Origin of the sequence: Rhizobium mongolense USDA 1844 (assembly GCF_000419765.1) — a bacterium.
GTDB lineage: Bacteria > Pseudomonadota > Alphaproteobacteria > Rhizobiales > Rhizobiaceae > Rhizobium > Rhizobium mongolense.
In genome coordinates this window covers 327015-341323 of the sequence record NZ_ATTQ01000004.1, presented here as the reverse complement: position 1 = coordinate 341323, position 14309 = coordinate 327015, and the positions used below count along the sequence as shown (strand labels likewise).

Below are 14309 nucleotides of genomic sequence, written 5' to 3'. Positions count from 1 at the left end.
TGGGAGAAAAAGCAGCCACTTTGTCCTATGTCAGGCCGCTCAATATTTTGGCAGAAATGTGACAAGAAAGCCGAAACTGGCACGCTTTATGCATTCAACGCATGGCTCCCATGAACGAAACCCTCTGCCTAAGGATTTGGGAATAGCTATATACGGCGCATCAAACGGGTTCGGAAACCGAGCCTGCAACGAAAAGGAAATGAAAATGTCTGCCTCTCTGTCGCGCTTCGCTTACAGCAGCCCGGTGCAGGCTGGCGAACGCCAGACTGTGCATCATGTCATCGGTGCCCGCCGCCCGCTCAATGGGGATAGCCTCAAGATGCTCGGCACGGGCCACAAGGTTACGCACCACAAGGGTGTACCCAGCTACGCGTTCTGAGCTATTTGCCGCTTCGTTTCTCCTCCTCCCTCAACGGACCGGCAATCAGAACTGTAGAGCCCGCTCGAGCGCTCCTCCTCCTTCGAGCTCGCGGGCATGGCCGTTTAACGGTCGAAGGCGGTGCCATTGGCACCGCCTTCTTTTTTGCCGATAGCTTACGGACGGTCGAGATGGATCGTCACCCAGCCGTTTCGCCAGATGGTGCGGACGTGGCGGAGCTTCGCGCCGTTATAAGCCGAAAGCACCTTCCAGCGCTGTTCTGCGAGGATGCCGGACAGGATCACCGAACCGGAAGGCGCCAGGTGTTCGGCCAGCTTCGGCGCCATCTTGATCAGCGGCCGCGCCAGAATATTGGCGATGATCAGGTCGAACGGCCCGTGTTGCGCAAACGCCGTCGAATGAAAGCCTGGCGCAGTCTTCGCAACGATCCCCGAGGCAATGCCGTTACGCCGTATGTTTTCGGCCGCGACGCGCGTGGCGATCGGATCGATGTCGGTTGCGAGAACCGGGATATTCTTGAGCTTGCGCACCGCAATCGCCAAGACGCCGCTGCCCGTGCCGAGGTCCAGCGCATTGCCGACCGGGCGCGAACGCAACACACTGTCGATCACCTCCAGGCAACCGGCCGTCGTGCCATGATGGCCGGTGCCGAAAGCCTGCCCCGCATCGATCTCGATACCGATATCGCCGGGGCGGACCTTGGCGCGGTCATGCGAGCCATGCACGAGGAAGCGCCCGGCCCGGACAGGCTTCAGGCCTTCAAGGGATTTCGCCACCCAATCGATATCGGGAATGACTTCGCGCTCGACCTTCAGGTCGGGGAACGGCGCCTTCAGCGCCTCCTCGACGCGAAGGCGAACCTCATCCTCGTCCTCCCTCATCATATAGACGGAGGCTTCCCAGATATCCTTCTTCTCGTCGATCTCGGTCGTCGCAATCGCGAAGTCCTCTTCACCGAAAACTTCGGTCAGAAGATCGAGAACCTGCCCGGCCTTCTTTTCGGCCGTCGTCACATACAGGCGAATTTCACTCACTCGAACTTTTCCTATTTCTATTGCGCGCCGTCGATCCAGATCGGCGGCGGCGTGTCATAACCGGCAACGCTACGAAGAAACCGCCTGGCAAAGCCCGGAACGCGGATCAGCAGCGGTGCGAAAAAATTGCGAAGGCCGGTCGCAACCGGATGGTGCATGGTCACCAGCCTCGTTAGTCCATAGGTCTGCTTCAAGACCATTTTGACCGCCGGCATTCGAAGGTCCGCATAGTCCTGTTCCCTGCCTTCCGATATCAAATAGGCGAGCCAGCAGGCATCCTCGATGCCGAGATTCATGCCACGGGCGCCCGCCGGCGAATGGATATGCGCCGCATCACCAGCGAGGAAGACGTTACCCTTCGACATGCGCTCGACATGCCGGAAATGGATGCGGAAATTCGCGGCCCACACCAATTCGCCGCCAGGCACCGGATGGGCGATGCGGCTCTCGAAATCCGGAAGCGTCGAGAGGTAGCGCACCGTTTCGCCGGAAACGGGAATCCGGCCGACCATGCCGGGATTGAACAGGCTGATCTCGACGTAACGCGGATCGATCGGCCGCGGATAGCGGTAGTCCGCAAGATAGAAGGCCTTTTCGATCGCCTCGCCCGGGAAGCCGAGGCCTGCAGCCTTGCGCACCGTGGAATGTGCGCCATCGGCACCGATCAGGATATCGAGGTCGATTTCCTCCCGGGAACCGTCTGCGCGGCGCAGCGTCACCTGCGGCCGGTCCATCGTGCCGGTCACGCTTTCAAGCACCGTCTGCCATTCAGGCTCGACTTCATAGTCGGAGAGCTTGCCGAGCAGCAGCCGTTCCGTATGGCCCTGCGCAAGCACCTGGATTGCCGGAAAGCGGCCGTCGATTTTGGAAGGATCGATTTCGAAAAGCACTTTCTTGCCCGACCGTACGCGAAAGCGATCGATCCGATAGGCCTCCTGCTGGATTGCGTCAGCGGCCCGGGAAGGCGAAAGCAAGGTCAGCGTGCGCGCATTGATGCCGAGCGCCCGGCTTTCCGAAAGCGGCACCGGGCCAGCATCGCTGTCGATGATGCGCGGGCGAAAGCCTCGCCGGGCAAGCTCGATTGCTGCCGCAAGACCCGTCGCGCCGGCACCGGCGATCAGGATGCTGCGATGCCCGGCCCCCATGGTTTCATCCCTTGCTGATCAAATTCTCCAGCTTCTTTACCGCCGTGTCCGGGTTTTCGCCATAGGCGATCGTGCCGGCGAAACGGCCTTCCGAATCAAGGAGGAAGACGGATGCCGTATGATCCATCGTATATTCGCCATTCGGATCCTTCTCATCGACCGGCACCTTCTTGGCGTAGACGCGGAAGCCCTTGATAACGTCGGCGACCTTCTCCGGCGGACCGGAGATGCCGGTGATGCGCTTCGAAACGTTCGAGACATACTGGTTCATGATTTCCGGCGTATCGCGCTCCGGATCGACCGTGACGAAATAGGCCTGTATCTTGTCGCCCGCCGGATCGACCTTCTCCATCCAGCCACTGAGCTCGAAGAGCGTTGTCGGGCAAACCTCGGGGCAATGCGTGAAGCCGAAGAACACCGCGGTCGGCTTGCCGCGCAACGCCTGCTCGGTGATCGGCTCGCCGCTTTGCGAAACGAGCGTGAACGGAACGCCGAACGGGCCCTCGGCGAGCGGCATATCCCTCGTCTTCGTGATGTTCAGCGTCAGCCATCCGAGCACCGCCGCGACGATGATGACGGCCACCCAAACAGCAACACGGAAATTCTTCATGTCTGCGACCCCGGATAGCAAGCGGACGGCGCGGCCCGCGACTGCCCGCCTGATAGCTCTTCGGCGTCACGCACGCAATTCAACATCCCGTTTTCCTGCCCGTGATTAATTGCCTCACCCTCCGCTTTGGCACATGTTTGCGCATCGGCGGTGCACGTTAAATCAATCGTAACCTCTGCGAGCGAAAAATCCCTTGGACTGAACGACATCAACACTGCCGTCAACCACGGACGCTGAAATCCGATCCGGCTGGGTAGGCAGTTCAAGACCGGCGAGGGCATGAACGCCCGTCACGCGCCGCGAGAAGCAACCGCCGCCTCGCATCCGAAACCTTCACCTGCACGGAGCCTGATTGGCAAAGTCGCGGGCGCATTCAGTGGCGGCGCCGCCGCCAAAGCCGTGGCCGCTCCGGCCGGAGACAACTGGAAAGAATTCTGATCATGACAAGCGCCATCATCACACAGGCCGGTTCCCATCTCGAAATCGTTTCCTTTCATCTCGCGGAACAGGAATTCTGCATCGACATCATGGCGATCCGCGAAATCCGCGGATGGGCACCCGTGACGCCAATGCCGCATACGCCGCCCTACGTGCTCGGCCTCATCAACCTTCGCGGTGCAGTGATCCCGGTCATCGACATGGCCTGCCGTCTCGGCATGAAGATGACGGAGCCGTCGGAGCGCTCCGCCATCATCGTTACCGACATCGCCGGCAAGCTCGTCGGCCTCCTCGTCGAGCAGGTTTCCGACATGATGACCATCAAAAGCGAAGACCTGCAGCCGCCGCCGGAAATCATCCCGGAAGCCCAGCGCGCCTTCTGCCGCGGCATCGTCGCGCTGGAAAAGACCATGGTCTGCTTCCTGAACCTCGACACCGTCATCGCCGACGAACTTGCACAGGCTGCGTAAGAAGCCTTCCGCTCAAAACCAAGGGCCTGGCGAAAACCGGGCCTTTTCGTTATTGCGGCTTGCCGTTCTTCCAGGTGACGTTCTGGCCATAGAGCGGGATCGTCGAGATCGACATCTTCGCGGAGCCATCTGTCAGCTCGCGCGAATGTGCGAGATAGATCAGCGTGTCGTTGGTCTTGTCGTAGATGCGGTTAACGACCAGCTTCTTCCAGATGAGCGACATGCCCGCCTTGAACACCTCGTCGCCATCTTTCGAGAGATTGATGTCGCCGATTTCGATCGGTCCCGTCTGGCGGCAGGCGATCGAATTGTTCGAGGGATCCTCGAACCAGTTGCCGTTTTTCACCCGGTCGATCACGCTGCGGTCGAAATAAGTCACGTGGCAGGTCACGCCCTTCACCTCCGGATCGGCGATGGCATCGACGATGATATCGTTGCCGATCCAGTCGACGCCGACCTTGCCGACGACCTCGGCAGACGCAGCACCTGCGCCAAGCGCGGCAACCGAAACGGCGGAAAGAACAAGCTTGCGCAAAGTGGACATGGCGGCTCCGTGAATAATCCGCTTCACTAGATAAGTACGGTCACCGCCAAAACAAGAAAGCTGGCTATGCCTTGCGGCACGTGCAGGGCTCGTAGCCGCTTGCGGTGAGCCTGCCGGGTGTCATTCCGATTGCCGCGGGAATGGCATGCACCGCAGCGGCCTTGACAGCCCTTGCCATCTCGATCGCCGCATGCGCGCAAACGGCAGCATCCTCCGCGGCATTGTGGTGGGAAAAGCGCAGGCCGAGATGCTCGGCAATCACGTTCAATCTGTGCGAGAAGAACTGCGGCCAGATGCGCTGCGCCATCTTGAGGCTGCAGAGATAAGTGAGTTCCGGATAAGATTGGCGATAAAGGTCGAGCGAGGCGCGCCAGACGCTGAAATCGAAGGCGGCATTGTGCGCGATCATCGTCGCGCCCCGGAAATCATCGTGGAACTCCTCCATGACTTCCGGAAATTCCGGCGCATCTTCCACATGCTCGGGCCGGATGCCGTGGATTGCGATATTCATCCCGGAAAACCGCATATCCTTCGGCCGGATCAGCCGTTCCTCGACACGAGTGACCCTGCCCTCATCGATCCAGGCAAGCCCGACCGAACAGGCGCTGCCGCGCTGCTCATTGGCCGTTTCGAAATCGATGGCGATGGTCTTCAAAGCTGCTCCGCGATTCTGTCGTCAACGACAGGCTTATCGCGCGGCTTCAGCCAGGCAAATGCCTCAGGTTGACTTTCGGGAAAGGATCAACGACTTTTTGCTGATGATCAGATCGAACATCAATCTTACGGCCACTAACATGACCACGACCCATGCAGGGTGGGGGGCAGAATTGGCACGTTAACGGTCCGATCAGTCCCGAAAGCCCTGCCGAGGCGAGCAGGGTTTTTGAAGTCTGCTCTCCTCTTTCAAATTCAAGGAGAGCGTTTTGAAAGCGTTGGAAAACAATCCATCCGAACGTCCGCCAGCGATGGCAGGCTTGATCATTCGGGCATTGCGCGCCTCCGATATCGAGGCGGTGACGGCGCTCATCAACCTGCCAGGCTTCCGCTTCGGCACCCTGCGCCTGCCGTATCAAACCATCGACGAAACCCGCAAACGCTTTGAAAACGCCGGCCCTGGCCAGGTCAACCTCGTGGCGGAATTAGACGACCGGATCGTCGGTGACGCAGGCATGATGCGCTATCTGGGGCGGCGCAGCCATGCAGCCAACATCGGCATGGGCGTCCACGACGACTTCACCGGCAAGGGCATCGGCAGTGCACTGCTCGCCGAACTCATCGACATGGCCGACAACTGGCTGAACATAAAACGACTGGAACTATCGGTGTACACCGACAACGAGGCCGCGATCGCCCTCTACAGAAGATTCGGCTTCGAAGAGGAGGGCCTGCTCAAGGCCTTCGCCTTCCGTGCCGGGGGGTATGTCGACGCTTATGCGATGGCGCGGGTGCGCCTCTAGCCGCTCTGAGCCACTACCAAACGCTTAAAGGCACCTTCGTCTGAGGATCCTCAAGTGAGCTTATCCACGGATCAGCGCCAGCCACTCGTCCTCATCCATGGTCTGGACGCCAAGCTCGCGCGCCTTGTCGAGCTTCGAGCCCGCACCGGGTCCGGCAACGACGATATCGGTCTTCTTGGAGACCGATCCGGCAACCTTTGCGCCAAGGCTCTCGGCTTTGGCTTTGGCCTCGTCGCGGGTGAACTTCTCGAGCGAGCCGGTGAAGACCACCGTCTTGCCGGAAACCGGGCTATCGGAGGTGACCGGCCGCTCCGCCTCCTGCGGCGTCACTTCCGAAAGCAGTGCCGAGATCACCTCGACATTGCGCGGCTCCTTGTAGAACTCCACGATCGCGCGGGCGACGATCTCACCGATGCCTTCGATGGCGTTCAGGTCGTTCCAGGCATCGCCGGAGAGTGGCGCGGCCTCTTTCATCGCCGCGGCAAAGGTCTCATAGGTGCCGTAGGAGCGCGCCAGCAGCTTCGCCGTCGTCTCGCCGACATGGCGGATGCCCAGCGCGTAGATGAAGCGGTGAAGCGCGATGCTGCGCCGTTCGTTGATCGCCGCATAAAGCTTGCCGACGCTGACCTTGCCGAAGCCTTCGATATTTTCGAGCTTCGTCAACGAATTCTGCTGGCGCCGCTCCAGCGTGAAGATATCCGGCGCCGTGCGGATCCTCAGTGCCTCCTCCTCGCTCTCGAAGAAGAAGTCGATCTGCTTCGATCCCAGCCCCTCGATATCGAAGGCATTGCGCGACACAAAATGCTTGAGATGCTCGGTTGCCTGCGCCCGGCACACGAAGCCGCCGGTGCAGCGCGTGACCGAATCGAGCTTTCCGGTTTTCTCGTTTCTTTCGCGCACCGCATGCGAACCGCAGACGGGGCAGCGCTTCGGAAACTCGTAGGGCGCCGCGTCCGCCGGCCGCTTTTCCATGACGACATCGAGCACCTGCGGGATGACGTCGCCCGCCCGCTGCACAATCACGGTATCGCCGATCCGGATATCGTGCTCCTCGTCGCGAATGGGCTCACCGGAATTGCCGAGACCCTTGATGTAATCCTCGTTGTGAAGCGTCGCGTTAGTCACTACCACACCACCGACGGTGACGGGCGTAAGCCGCGCAACAGGCGTTAATGCGCCGGTACGCCCCACCTGAATCTCGATCTTCTCGACGGTGGTGAAGGCCTGTTCCGCCGGGAATTTATGCGCCGTCGCCCAGCGCGGGCTGCGCGAGCGAAAGCCAAGGCGCTGCTGCAGTTCAAGGCTGTCGACCTTATAGACGACGCCGTCGATATCGTAGTCGAGGTCGGGGCGCTTCAGGCCGATATCGTCGTAATGGGCGAGGATATCGGCAACAGAATTCAGCCGCTTCATCAGCGGATTGACCGGAAAGCCCCAATCCTTGAAGAGCTGTACCGTGTCGAATTGCGTGTCGGCCGGCATGTCGGACATTTCGCCCCAGGCGTAGGCAAAAAATTTCAGCTTGCGGCTTGCTGTCACCTTCGCGTCGAGCTGGCGCAGCGATCCGGCTGCCGTGTTGCGCGGGTTGACGTAGGTCTGCTTTCCCTCGGCCTCCATCTGCTTGTTGAGCGCCATAAAGTCGCTCTTTGCCATGTAGACTTCACCGCGCACTTCCACGACGGCCGGCACTCCCCTTGGCAGTTCTTTCGGAATCTCCTTGATGGTGCGGATATTGGCCGTGACGTTCTCGCCCGTCGTGCCGTCGCCGCGCGTTGCAGCCGTCACCAGCCTGCCGTTCTCGTAACGGATCGACATGGAGAGCCCATCGATCTTCGGTTCGGCGGTAAAGGCGATCGACTGGTCCGGCAGGCGCCCGAGGAAGCGATAGACGCTGGCCACAAAATCCTGCACGTCCTCCTGCGAAAACGTATTGTCGAGCGACAGCATCGGGCGCGCATGGACGACCGGCGCAAAGGTCACCGAAGGTGCCGCGCCGACGCGGCGCGACGGGCTGTCTTCGCGGATCAGCGCCGGAAACCGCGCCTCGATCGCATCGTTGCGCCGCTTCAGCGCATCGTAATCGGCGTCCGAAATCTCCGGTTGATCCTTGCCATGATAGAGCGCGTCGTGATGGGCGACCTCTTTCGCCAGCCGCGCGAGCTCGGTGGCGGCATCATCGATCGTCAGGTCTTCAACTGCAACGGACTCGGTCGGCATACGGGATCACTCCAGAGAATCTGGAACCGTTTTAGAGCAAAAATTATGGATTGAAAGAGAGGCGGATGAGGCGGCCCTTCTTCCGCCTGCCGGCTCCTTCTCCCCGTTCTGACGGGATGAAGGTATATGCCGCGCCATTTCAGCAGAACGTGCACTTGCGTGAAGCACGTCCCTCTCCCCGTCAAAACGGGGAGAGGGTTAGGGTGAAGATCAATAAGACGGTATGACCTTGTGCCTAACCATTTCCCGCCAAAAGTCGAGCCGCAGCCGCCCTTGCCTCTTCGGTCACGGAGGCTCCAGCAAGCATGCGGGCGATTTCTTCCGTGCGGTCCTTATGCGCCATCGTCGCGACGCGCGTGGCAATCTTCTCAGAGCCGTCGGAAACCGGTCCCTTGGAGATAAGCAGGTGCGTTGCTGCACGCGCGGCGACCTGCGGGGCATGGGTGACCGAGAGAACCTGCACGCGGTCGGAGAGCCGCTTCAGTCGCTGGCCGATCGCATCGGCAACGGCGCCACCGACACCGGTGTCGATTTCGTCAAAGACGAGCGTCGGCGCCGAACCGCGATCGGCAAGCGCCACTTTCAGAGCAAGCAGAAAGCGCGAAAGCTCGCCGCCCGATGCCACCTTCATGATCGAGCCCGGACGCGTCCCTGGATTCGTCTGAACGTGAAACTCGACGACATCGATGCCCTCGGCCGTTGCGTCTGCCGCGTCGGTCATCATCTCGACCATGAAGCGCGCACGCTCCAGCTTGAGCGCCGGCAGTTCCGCCATGACGGCGGCGGCGAGCGCTTCGCCTGCGTGGTGACGCTTGTCCGAAAGCGAGCGGGCCGCGGCATCGTAATTCGCCTTGGCGACACCGACCTCAGCTTCGAGCTTCACCAGCTTCTCCTCGCCGGCATCGAGATCGGCAAGGTCGGCGATCATCCGCACGGCAAGGGCTGGAAGCTCGGTCACAGGCACGGAATATTTGCGGGACGCGGCGCGCAGGGCAAAGAGTCGCTCCTCGACACGCTCCAGTTCCTTCGGATCGTATTCCGTCTTTCGGAGTGCTGCCTCCACTTCCATCTGCGCGTTTGAAAGCTGGTCCAGAGCCGCATCGAGCAGCGCCACAGTGTCTTCCAGCAGTCCGGGCGCCTCGTGGCTCTTGCGCTCCAGGCGGCGCACCAGCGAGGCGATATGGGGCACCGGTGAGGCATTGCCGTTCAAAAACTCGGAGGCCTCGGCGATGTCGCCTGCAATGCGTTGCGCTTTCATCATCTTCTGGCGGCGCTCGGCAAGCTCCTCCTCCTCGCCGTCTTGCGGCGAGAGCTTTTCCAACTCGTCGACGGAGGACCGGAGGTAGTCGGCTTCGCGGGCCGCGTTCTCCACCTTTTCGCGATGCTTTTTCAGCGTTCGCTCCGCGTCGCGCCAGATGCGGTAAAGCTCCGAGACTGCCGCCGCATCCTCGTTGATGCCGGCGAAGGCATCGAGCAGAAGCCGGTGCGCATGCGTATCGACAAGCGCGCGGTCATCGTGCTGGCCGTGGATTTCGACGAGCATCTGTCCGGCCTGGCGCATCAGCTGCACGCTTACCGGCTGATCGTTGACATAGGCCTTGGTGCGGCCGTCGGCCGATTGCTGGCGCCGGAAGATGAGGTCGCCCTCGTCATCAATCCCGTTCTCGCGCAGAAGCTGGCGGACACCGTGATCCATTGGCACGTCGAAGACGGCCGTCACCTGCCCTTTGTCCTCGCCGTGGCGCACGAGGTCGCCGTCGCCGCGCCCGCCAAGCGCCAGCGAAAGACTGTCGAGGAGAATGGATTTTCCGGCACCGGTTTCGCCCGTCAGAACCGAGAGCCCGGTTTCGAAGGCAAGATCCAGCCGCTCGATCAGAACGATATCGCGGATCGAAAGCTGGATCAGCATTGCGTGTCAGGCCTCACGAGCCGAGCAGCAGCTTCCTGCCGGCTGCGGAAATCCAGGAGCCCTTGTTCTCCCGGGGCTCGGCACCGCCCGACTGCAGCAGCTTGAAGGAATCGGCGTACCACTGGCTATCCGGATAGTTGTGACCGAGAACAGCGGCTGCCGTCTGGGCTTCTTCGACGATTCCCATCGCGTAATAGGCCTCGACGAGACGCGCCAGCGCTTCCTCGATCTGATTCGTGTTCGGATACTTCTCAACCACGATACGGAAGCGGGAGACGGCTGCAAGATATTCCTTGCGCTCGAGATAATAACGGCCGACCTGCATTTCCTTGCCGGCGAGCTGGTCGCGGGCGTAGCGGATCTTTGCCTGCGCGTCGTCGACATATTCGGAGTCCGGATAGTTGTCGATGACGGCCTGCATGGCTTCGATGGTCTTGGAGGAAGCCCGCTGATCCTGCGTCACGTCGGAAATCTGCTTCGAATAGCTGAGGCCGATCAGGTACTGAACATATGCCGCATCTTCAGACTTCGGATATTGCGCCATATAGCGGTTGCCCGATGCGAGGGCGTCGTCGATCTTGCCCTGGCGGTACTTCACGAAGGTACTCATCACGAGAGCCTTGCGCGCCCATTCGGAAAACGGGTTTTCGCGGTCGATCGCGTCGAACTTGCGCGCGGCTTCGGCCATGTTGCCGGCCTTCATGTTGGCAAGCGCCTGATTGTAGAGGACGTCCGGCGGATCGTTGTTAAGGCCGAGCTTGGTGATGTCGATATCAGGGTCCGACTGGCAACTGGAAATCAAGGCGCCTGCACTCAAAATCACGAGCGATGCGAGCAAAGCGCGCGCTGTCTTCATCATACCTTCAGACCTTGCATAATCCATAGAAGAATCCCAACTGCCGCTACCCCACCCTGCGGCAGCCACACCTCGCCGGCGTTTCTAGCCACAAATGTGTGGCGAGAGCAACGCAATGATGAGCCATTAACGCATTTTTGTGGCAGCAAGCGTCAGAATATCCCGGTTTTTGACTTTAATCGGACCCGTTGCTCCTAAGCATATGCTGGAGAACAGTTATCGGCTTACGGAAGTACATAAAAAAACCGCCTCCCGAAGGAGGCGGCCCTGGCCTGAAATTTGGTGTGGAGGTCATGCCGACCAGGGGGCGAATCCGGGAGCGTTAACGGCGACGAAATCGCGGGGTGTAACGCGCGGGCGCGCAGCAGAAGTCTCGACAACTTCATAGGCAGTCGTGTCGCTGAGCAGTGCCTTCAAAGCATTGGCATTCATCTTGTGACCACCGCGATAAGAGCGGTAGCAGCCGATGAAGGGAGCACCGGCAAGCGCCAGGTCGCCGACGGCATCGAGCGCCTTGTGACGCACGAACTCATCCTTTGCGTAGCGCAGGCCTTCGACGTTGATGACCGTATTGTCGTCGGAGATGACGACGGAATTCTCAAGCGACGAACCGAGCGCGTGGCCGGAGGCCCAGAGACGCTCCACGTCGCGCATGAAGCCGAAGGTGCGTGCGCGCGACAGTTCGGACTTGAAGGTCGCTGCCGTCAGATTTCCTTCCCACTTCTGATGGCCGATCAGCGGGCATTCGAAATCGATCTCGACTTCGAAGCGCGTGCCGTCATACGGGCGGAACTCGCTCCAGGAGCCGCCATGCTCAATGCGAACCGGCTTGGTGATGCGGATATAGCGGCGCTTCACACCGAGCGAAACGAGGCCAACCTGCTCGATCGCCTCGATAAAGGGTGCCGAGCTGCCGTCCATGATCGGCATTTCGGCGCCATGTACCTCGATCACGACGTTATCGAGACCGAGCGCGTAGAGCGCTGCCATGACATGTTCGATCGTCGCAACCGAATGCGCCGGGGAAAAGCCAAGGACGGTGCAGAGATCGGTGCTGCCGACCTGAGCGGAGACGGCACGCAGTTCGGTAACGCTGCCGTCGTCATGCATGCGATGGAAAACAACGCCGGTATCGACTTCAGCCGGATTGAAAGTAATGGTGACTTCCGCGCCGGAATGGACGCCGGTGCCCGAAAGGGTCACCGGGCGCGAAACCGTCGTCTGGAAGCCAAGCATGCCAATAACCATAAAATTCTGCCTTTATTGCATTTACGGTCCGTAGCGCCCAAAGCACCGAAAACAAACCGCCAACCTGTTTTGCCCACCGCCGAATTGTCGCCATGAAGACGGCAAAGGCACGGTCCCATGACGTCATACATACGTGCGGCCGGGCTCCAATCCAAATCACTGTTCGTTTCGCTTTGTTACGAAAGCATCCGCTTGAAATGATTTAGGAATCATCAACTTATATGACGCTTTGATACAGCTGCGCCCGGGACCGTGATCCCGGGCGCATGCGTGGCGATTCTGTGTCCGCTCAGTTCGACTGGCGGCGCAAGAAAGCAGGAATCTCGAGCTGGTCGTCTTCCTGCATCATGCGGGCCTGCGGAACACTGCGGCCCTGGTCGTCGAGATTGCCGCGGCGTGGCGCATAAAGGCTCGCCTCGGGCGAAAGCGGGCGGCGCTGCTGCGAAGCGGCGGCAGGCGCTGCCGTCATCTCGGGGGCGACTTCCTCTTCGCGGCGGCCGAGCGAATTGGTGATTCGCTTCAGCAGACCCATCGGGCCGCGTTCCTCATGCGCCTGTGCGGCAGCTGGCTGGGCGCGGTGATCGATCTCGGCCTGAACGACCGGCGGGAAGTCCTCGACCTTTGGCATGCGGACCGGCTGCTGCATGGCAGGTTCCTGGCGAACCGGCTGCTGCATGACCGGCTGCGGCGCCGGCTGGGTCATAACGGGTGCCGGTGCGGACTGCACCGGAGCCGGACGAGCGGCTGGAGCTTCTTGAGCGGCTGCGAAGATGCGGCTCTGCGGACGGAACGCGTCCTGAGCAACAGGCTGCTGAACCGGAGTTGCAGGGCGCGGAGCAGGGATTTCGAGCTCGCGTTCCATCTCGGCTTCCGCCATGCGGATGGTCTGCGCGATCGGATCGGCCGGCTTCGGTGCCTGCATGACTGGCGCAGGCTGAACTGCGGCCGGTGCCGGAGCAACGGCCGCGGAAGGACGGATAGCTGGCTTTGCGGCAGGCTGGAAGTTCTTGGCAGCAGCTTCGTTCATCGCACGGTCGATACCGGTCGCAACGACGGAGACACGGATGATGCCTTCGAGCGATTCGTCGAAGGTCGCGCCGAGGATGATGTTGGCATCCGGATCGACTTCTTCGCGAATGCGGGTCGCAGCCTCGTCGACTTCGAAGAGCGTCAGGTCGCGGCCGCCGGTGATGGAGATCAGGAGGCCCTGAGCACCCTTCATCGAGGTTTCGTCGAGCAGCGGGTTGGCGATTGCAGCTTCGGCAGCCTGCATCGCGCGGCCTTGGCCGGATGCTTCGCCGGTACCCATCATCGCGCGGCCCATTTCGCGCATGACCGAGCGGACGTCGGCGAAATCGAGGTTGATGAGACCTTCCTTCACCATCAGATCGGTGATGCACGCAACGCCCGAATAGAGAACCTGGTCGGCCATGGCGAAAGCATCGGCGAAGGTCGTCTTGTCGTTTGCGATACGGAAGAGGTTCTGGTTCGGAATAACGATCAGCGTATCGACCGACTTCTGCAGTTCCTCGATGCCGGATTCGGCAAGACGCATGCGGCGGCCGCCTTCGAAGTGGAACGGCTTGGTGACGACGCCGACGGTCAGGATGCCCTTGTTGCGGGCGGCCTGCGCGACGACCGGGGCAGCACCCGTGCCTGTGCCGCCGCCCATGCCGGCGGTGACGAAGCACATATGCGTGCCGCTGAGGTGATCGATGATCTCATCGATGCACTCTTCGGCGGCTGCGCGGCCGACTTCCGGCTGCGAACCGGCACCGAGACCCTCGGTGACGTTGGCGCCGAGCTGGATGATGCGTTCGGCCTTCGTCATGGTCAGCGCCTGGGCATCCGTATTGGCAACGACGAAGTCGACGCCTTGGAGACCGGCAGAGATCATGTTGTTGACAGCATTGCCGCCGCCGCCGCCGACACCGAACACGGTGATACGCGGCTTCAGCTCAGTGATATCCGGCTTTTGCAGCTTGATAGTCATGGTACCTGT

13 protein-coding genes and 1 pseudogene are annotated in these 14309 nt (G+C 60.8%); 4 read left to right on the top strand and 10 right to left on the bottom strand.

Annotation, left to right across the window (positions count from 1 at the left end; translation table 11 throughout):
• Nucleotides 1-205: 205 nt before the first annotated feature.
• Nucleotides 206-379, top strand: coding sequence for a hypothetical protein (locus A3C3_RS45990; RefSeq protein ID WP_022714390.1), 174 nt, complete (start codon nucleotides 206-208; stop codon nucleotides 377-379).
• 155 nt (nucleotides 380-534) lie between these two features.
• Here A3C3_RS45990 and A3C3_RS0109600 read toward each other — a convergent pair whose 3' ends face one another.
• Genes A3C3_RS0109600 through A3C3_RS0109590 form a run of 3 tightly spaced genes read right to left on the bottom strand, consistent with a single transcriptional unit; the run spans nucleotide 535 to nucleotide 3168 of the window.
• Nucleotides 535-1413 carry a 50S ribosomal protein L11 methyltransferase gene (locus tag A3C3_RS0109600; protein ID WP_022714389.1) on the bottom strand — a complete coding sequence of 293 codons (879 nt, stop codon included), beginning with the start codon at nucleotides 1411-1413 and terminating at the stop codon, nucleotides 535-537.
• Nucleotides 1414-1430: 17 nt separating this feature from the next.
• Nucleotides 1431-2558, bottom strand: a complete 1128-nt coding sequence (locus A3C3_RS0109595; protein WP_022714388.1) for an FAD-dependent oxidoreductase — start codon at nucleotides 2556-2558, stop codon at nucleotides 1431-1433.
• Nucleotides 2559-2562: 4 nt separating this feature from the next.
• Nucleotides 2563-3168, bottom strand: coding sequence for an SCO family protein (locus tag A3C3_RS0109590; RefSeq protein WP_022714387.1), 606 nt, complete (start codon nucleotides 3166-3168; stop codon nucleotides 2563-2565).
• Between the two features lie 153 nt (nucleotides 3169-3321).
• On the opposite strand from A3C3_RS0109590, the pseudogene A3C3_RS46860 reads away from it, so the two are divergent.
• Both A3C3_RS46860 and A3C3_RS0109580 read left to right on the top strand, forming a co-directional pair.
• Nucleotides 3322-3606: pseudogene (locus tag A3C3_RS46860) on the top strand (methyl-accepting chemotaxis protein); the annotation flags it as partial.
• A 2-nt stretch (nucleotides 3607-3608) separates the two neighbouring features.
• Nucleotides 3609-4076, top strand: coding sequence for a chemotaxis protein CheW (locus tag A3C3_RS0109580; protein ID WP_022714385.1), 468 nt, complete (start codon nucleotides 3609-3611; stop codon nucleotides 4074-4076).
• 49 nt (nucleotides 4077-4125) lie between these two features.
• Here the strand turns inward: A3C3_RS0109580 and A3C3_RS0109575 are convergent, their stop codons facing one another.
• Complete coding sequence (locus A3C3_RS0109575) at nucleotides 4126-4620, bottom strand: CreA family protein (protein WP_022714384.1); 495 nt, start codon at nucleotides 4618-4620, stop codon at nucleotides 4126-4128.
• A gap of 64 nt (nucleotides 4621-4684) precedes the next feature.
• Nucleotides 4685-5275, bottom strand: coding sequence for a 3'-5' exonuclease (locus tag A3C3_RS0109570; protein WP_022714383.1), 591 nt, complete (start codon nucleotides 5273-5275; stop codon nucleotides 4685-4687).
• Nucleotides 5276-5585: 310 nt separating this feature from the next.
• Between A3C3_RS0109570 and A3C3_RS0109565 the strand changes: the two genes are divergently transcribed.
• On the top strand, nucleotides 5586-6077 hold the full coding sequence (locus tag A3C3_RS0109565) for a GNAT family N-acetyltransferase (protein ID WP_051154446.1): 492 nt from the start codon (nucleotides 5586-5588) through the stop codon (nucleotides 6075-6077).
• A 60-nt stretch (nucleotides 6078-6137) separates the two neighbouring features.
• On the opposite strand, the gene ligA is transcribed toward A3C3_RS0109565, so the two are convergent.
• The 5 genes from ligA to ftsZ all read right to left on the bottom strand — a co-directional run bounded on the left by ligA (nucleotide 6138) and on the right by ftsZ (nucleotide 14300).
• Complete coding sequence (ligA, locus tag A3C3_RS0109560; protein ID WP_022714381.1) at nucleotides 6138-8294, bottom strand: NAD-dependent DNA ligase LigA; 2157 nt, start codon at nucleotides 8292-8294, stop codon at nucleotides 6138-6140.
• 235 nt (nucleotides 8295-8529) lie between these two features.
• Nucleotides 8530-10203 carry a DNA repair protein RecN gene (recN, locus tag A3C3_RS0109555; protein WP_022714380.1) on the bottom strand — a complete coding sequence of 558 codons (1674 nt, stop codon included), beginning with the start codon at nucleotides 10201-10203 and terminating at the stop codon, nucleotides 8530-8532.
• 13 nt (nucleotides 10204-10216) lie between these two features.
• Nucleotides 10217-11086 carry an outer membrane protein assembly factor BamD gene (locus A3C3_RS0109550; RefSeq protein ID WP_022714379.1) on the bottom strand — a complete coding sequence of 290 codons (870 nt, stop codon included), beginning with the start codon at nucleotides 11084-11086 and terminating at the stop codon, nucleotides 10217-10219.
• 264 nt (nucleotides 11087-11350) lie between these two features.
• Nucleotides 11351-12307, bottom strand: a complete 957-nt coding sequence (gene lpxC, locus A3C3_RS0109545) for a UDP-3-O-acyl-N-acetylglucosamine deacetylase (protein ID WP_022714378.1) — start codon at nucleotides 12305-12307, stop codon at nucleotides 11351-11353.
• 289 nt (nucleotides 12308-12596) lie between these two features.
• A complete protein-coding gene (gene ftsZ / locus A3C3_RS0109540; protein ID WP_022714377.1) occupies nucleotides 12597-14300 on the bottom strand; it encodes a cell division protein FtsZ in 1704 nt (567 codons plus the stop codon).
• Between the last annotated feature and the right edge of the window lie 9 nt (nucleotides 14301-14309).

Excerpts from the sequence above, each read along its gene's own strand:
- A3C3_RS0109580 (WP_022714385.1), top strand. The coding sequence starts at position 3,609 with ATGACAAGCGCCATCATCACACAGGCCGGTTCCCATCTCGAAATCGTT.
- lpxC (WP_022714378.1), bottom strand. The coding sequence starts at position 12,307 with ATGGTTATTGGCATGCTTGGCTTCCAGACGACGGTTTCGCGCCCGGTG.
- A3C3_RS0109565 (WP_051154446.1), top strand. The coding sequence starts at position 5,586 with ATGGCAGGCTTGATCATTCGGGCATTGCGCGCCTCCGATATCGAGGCG.
- ligA (WP_022714381.1), bottom strand. The coding sequence starts at position 8,294 with ATGCCGACCGAGTCCGTTGCAGTTGAAGACCTGACGATCGATGATGCC.
- A3C3_RS0109590 (WP_022714387.1), bottom strand. The coding sequence starts at position 3,168 with ATGAAGAATTTCCGTGTTGCTGTTTGGGTGGCCGTCATCATCGTCGCG.
- recN (WP_022714380.1), bottom strand. The coding sequence starts at position 10,203 with ATGCTGATCCAGCTTTCGATCCGCGATATCGTTCTGATCGAGCGGCTG.
- ftsZ (WP_022714377.1), bottom strand. The coding sequence starts at position 14,300 with ATGACTATCAAGCTGCAAAAGCCGGATATCACTGAGCTGAAGCCGCGT.
- A3C3_RS0109550 (WP_022714379.1), bottom strand. The coding sequence starts at position 11,086 with ATGGATTATGCAAGGTCTGAAGGTATGATGAAGACAGCGCGCGCTTTG.
- A3C3_RS45990 (WP_022714390.1), top strand. The coding sequence starts at position 206 with ATGTCTGCCTCTCTGTCGCGCTTCGCTTACAGCAGCCCGGTGCAGGCT.
- A3C3_RS0109575 (WP_022714384.1), bottom strand. The coding sequence starts at position 4,620 with ATGTCCACTTTGCGCAAGCTTGTTCTTTCCGCCGTTTCGGTTGCCGCG.
- A3C3_RS0109595 (WP_022714388.1), bottom strand. The coding sequence starts at position 2,558 with ATGGGGGCCGGGCATCGCAGCATCCTGATCGCCGGTGCCGGCGCGACG.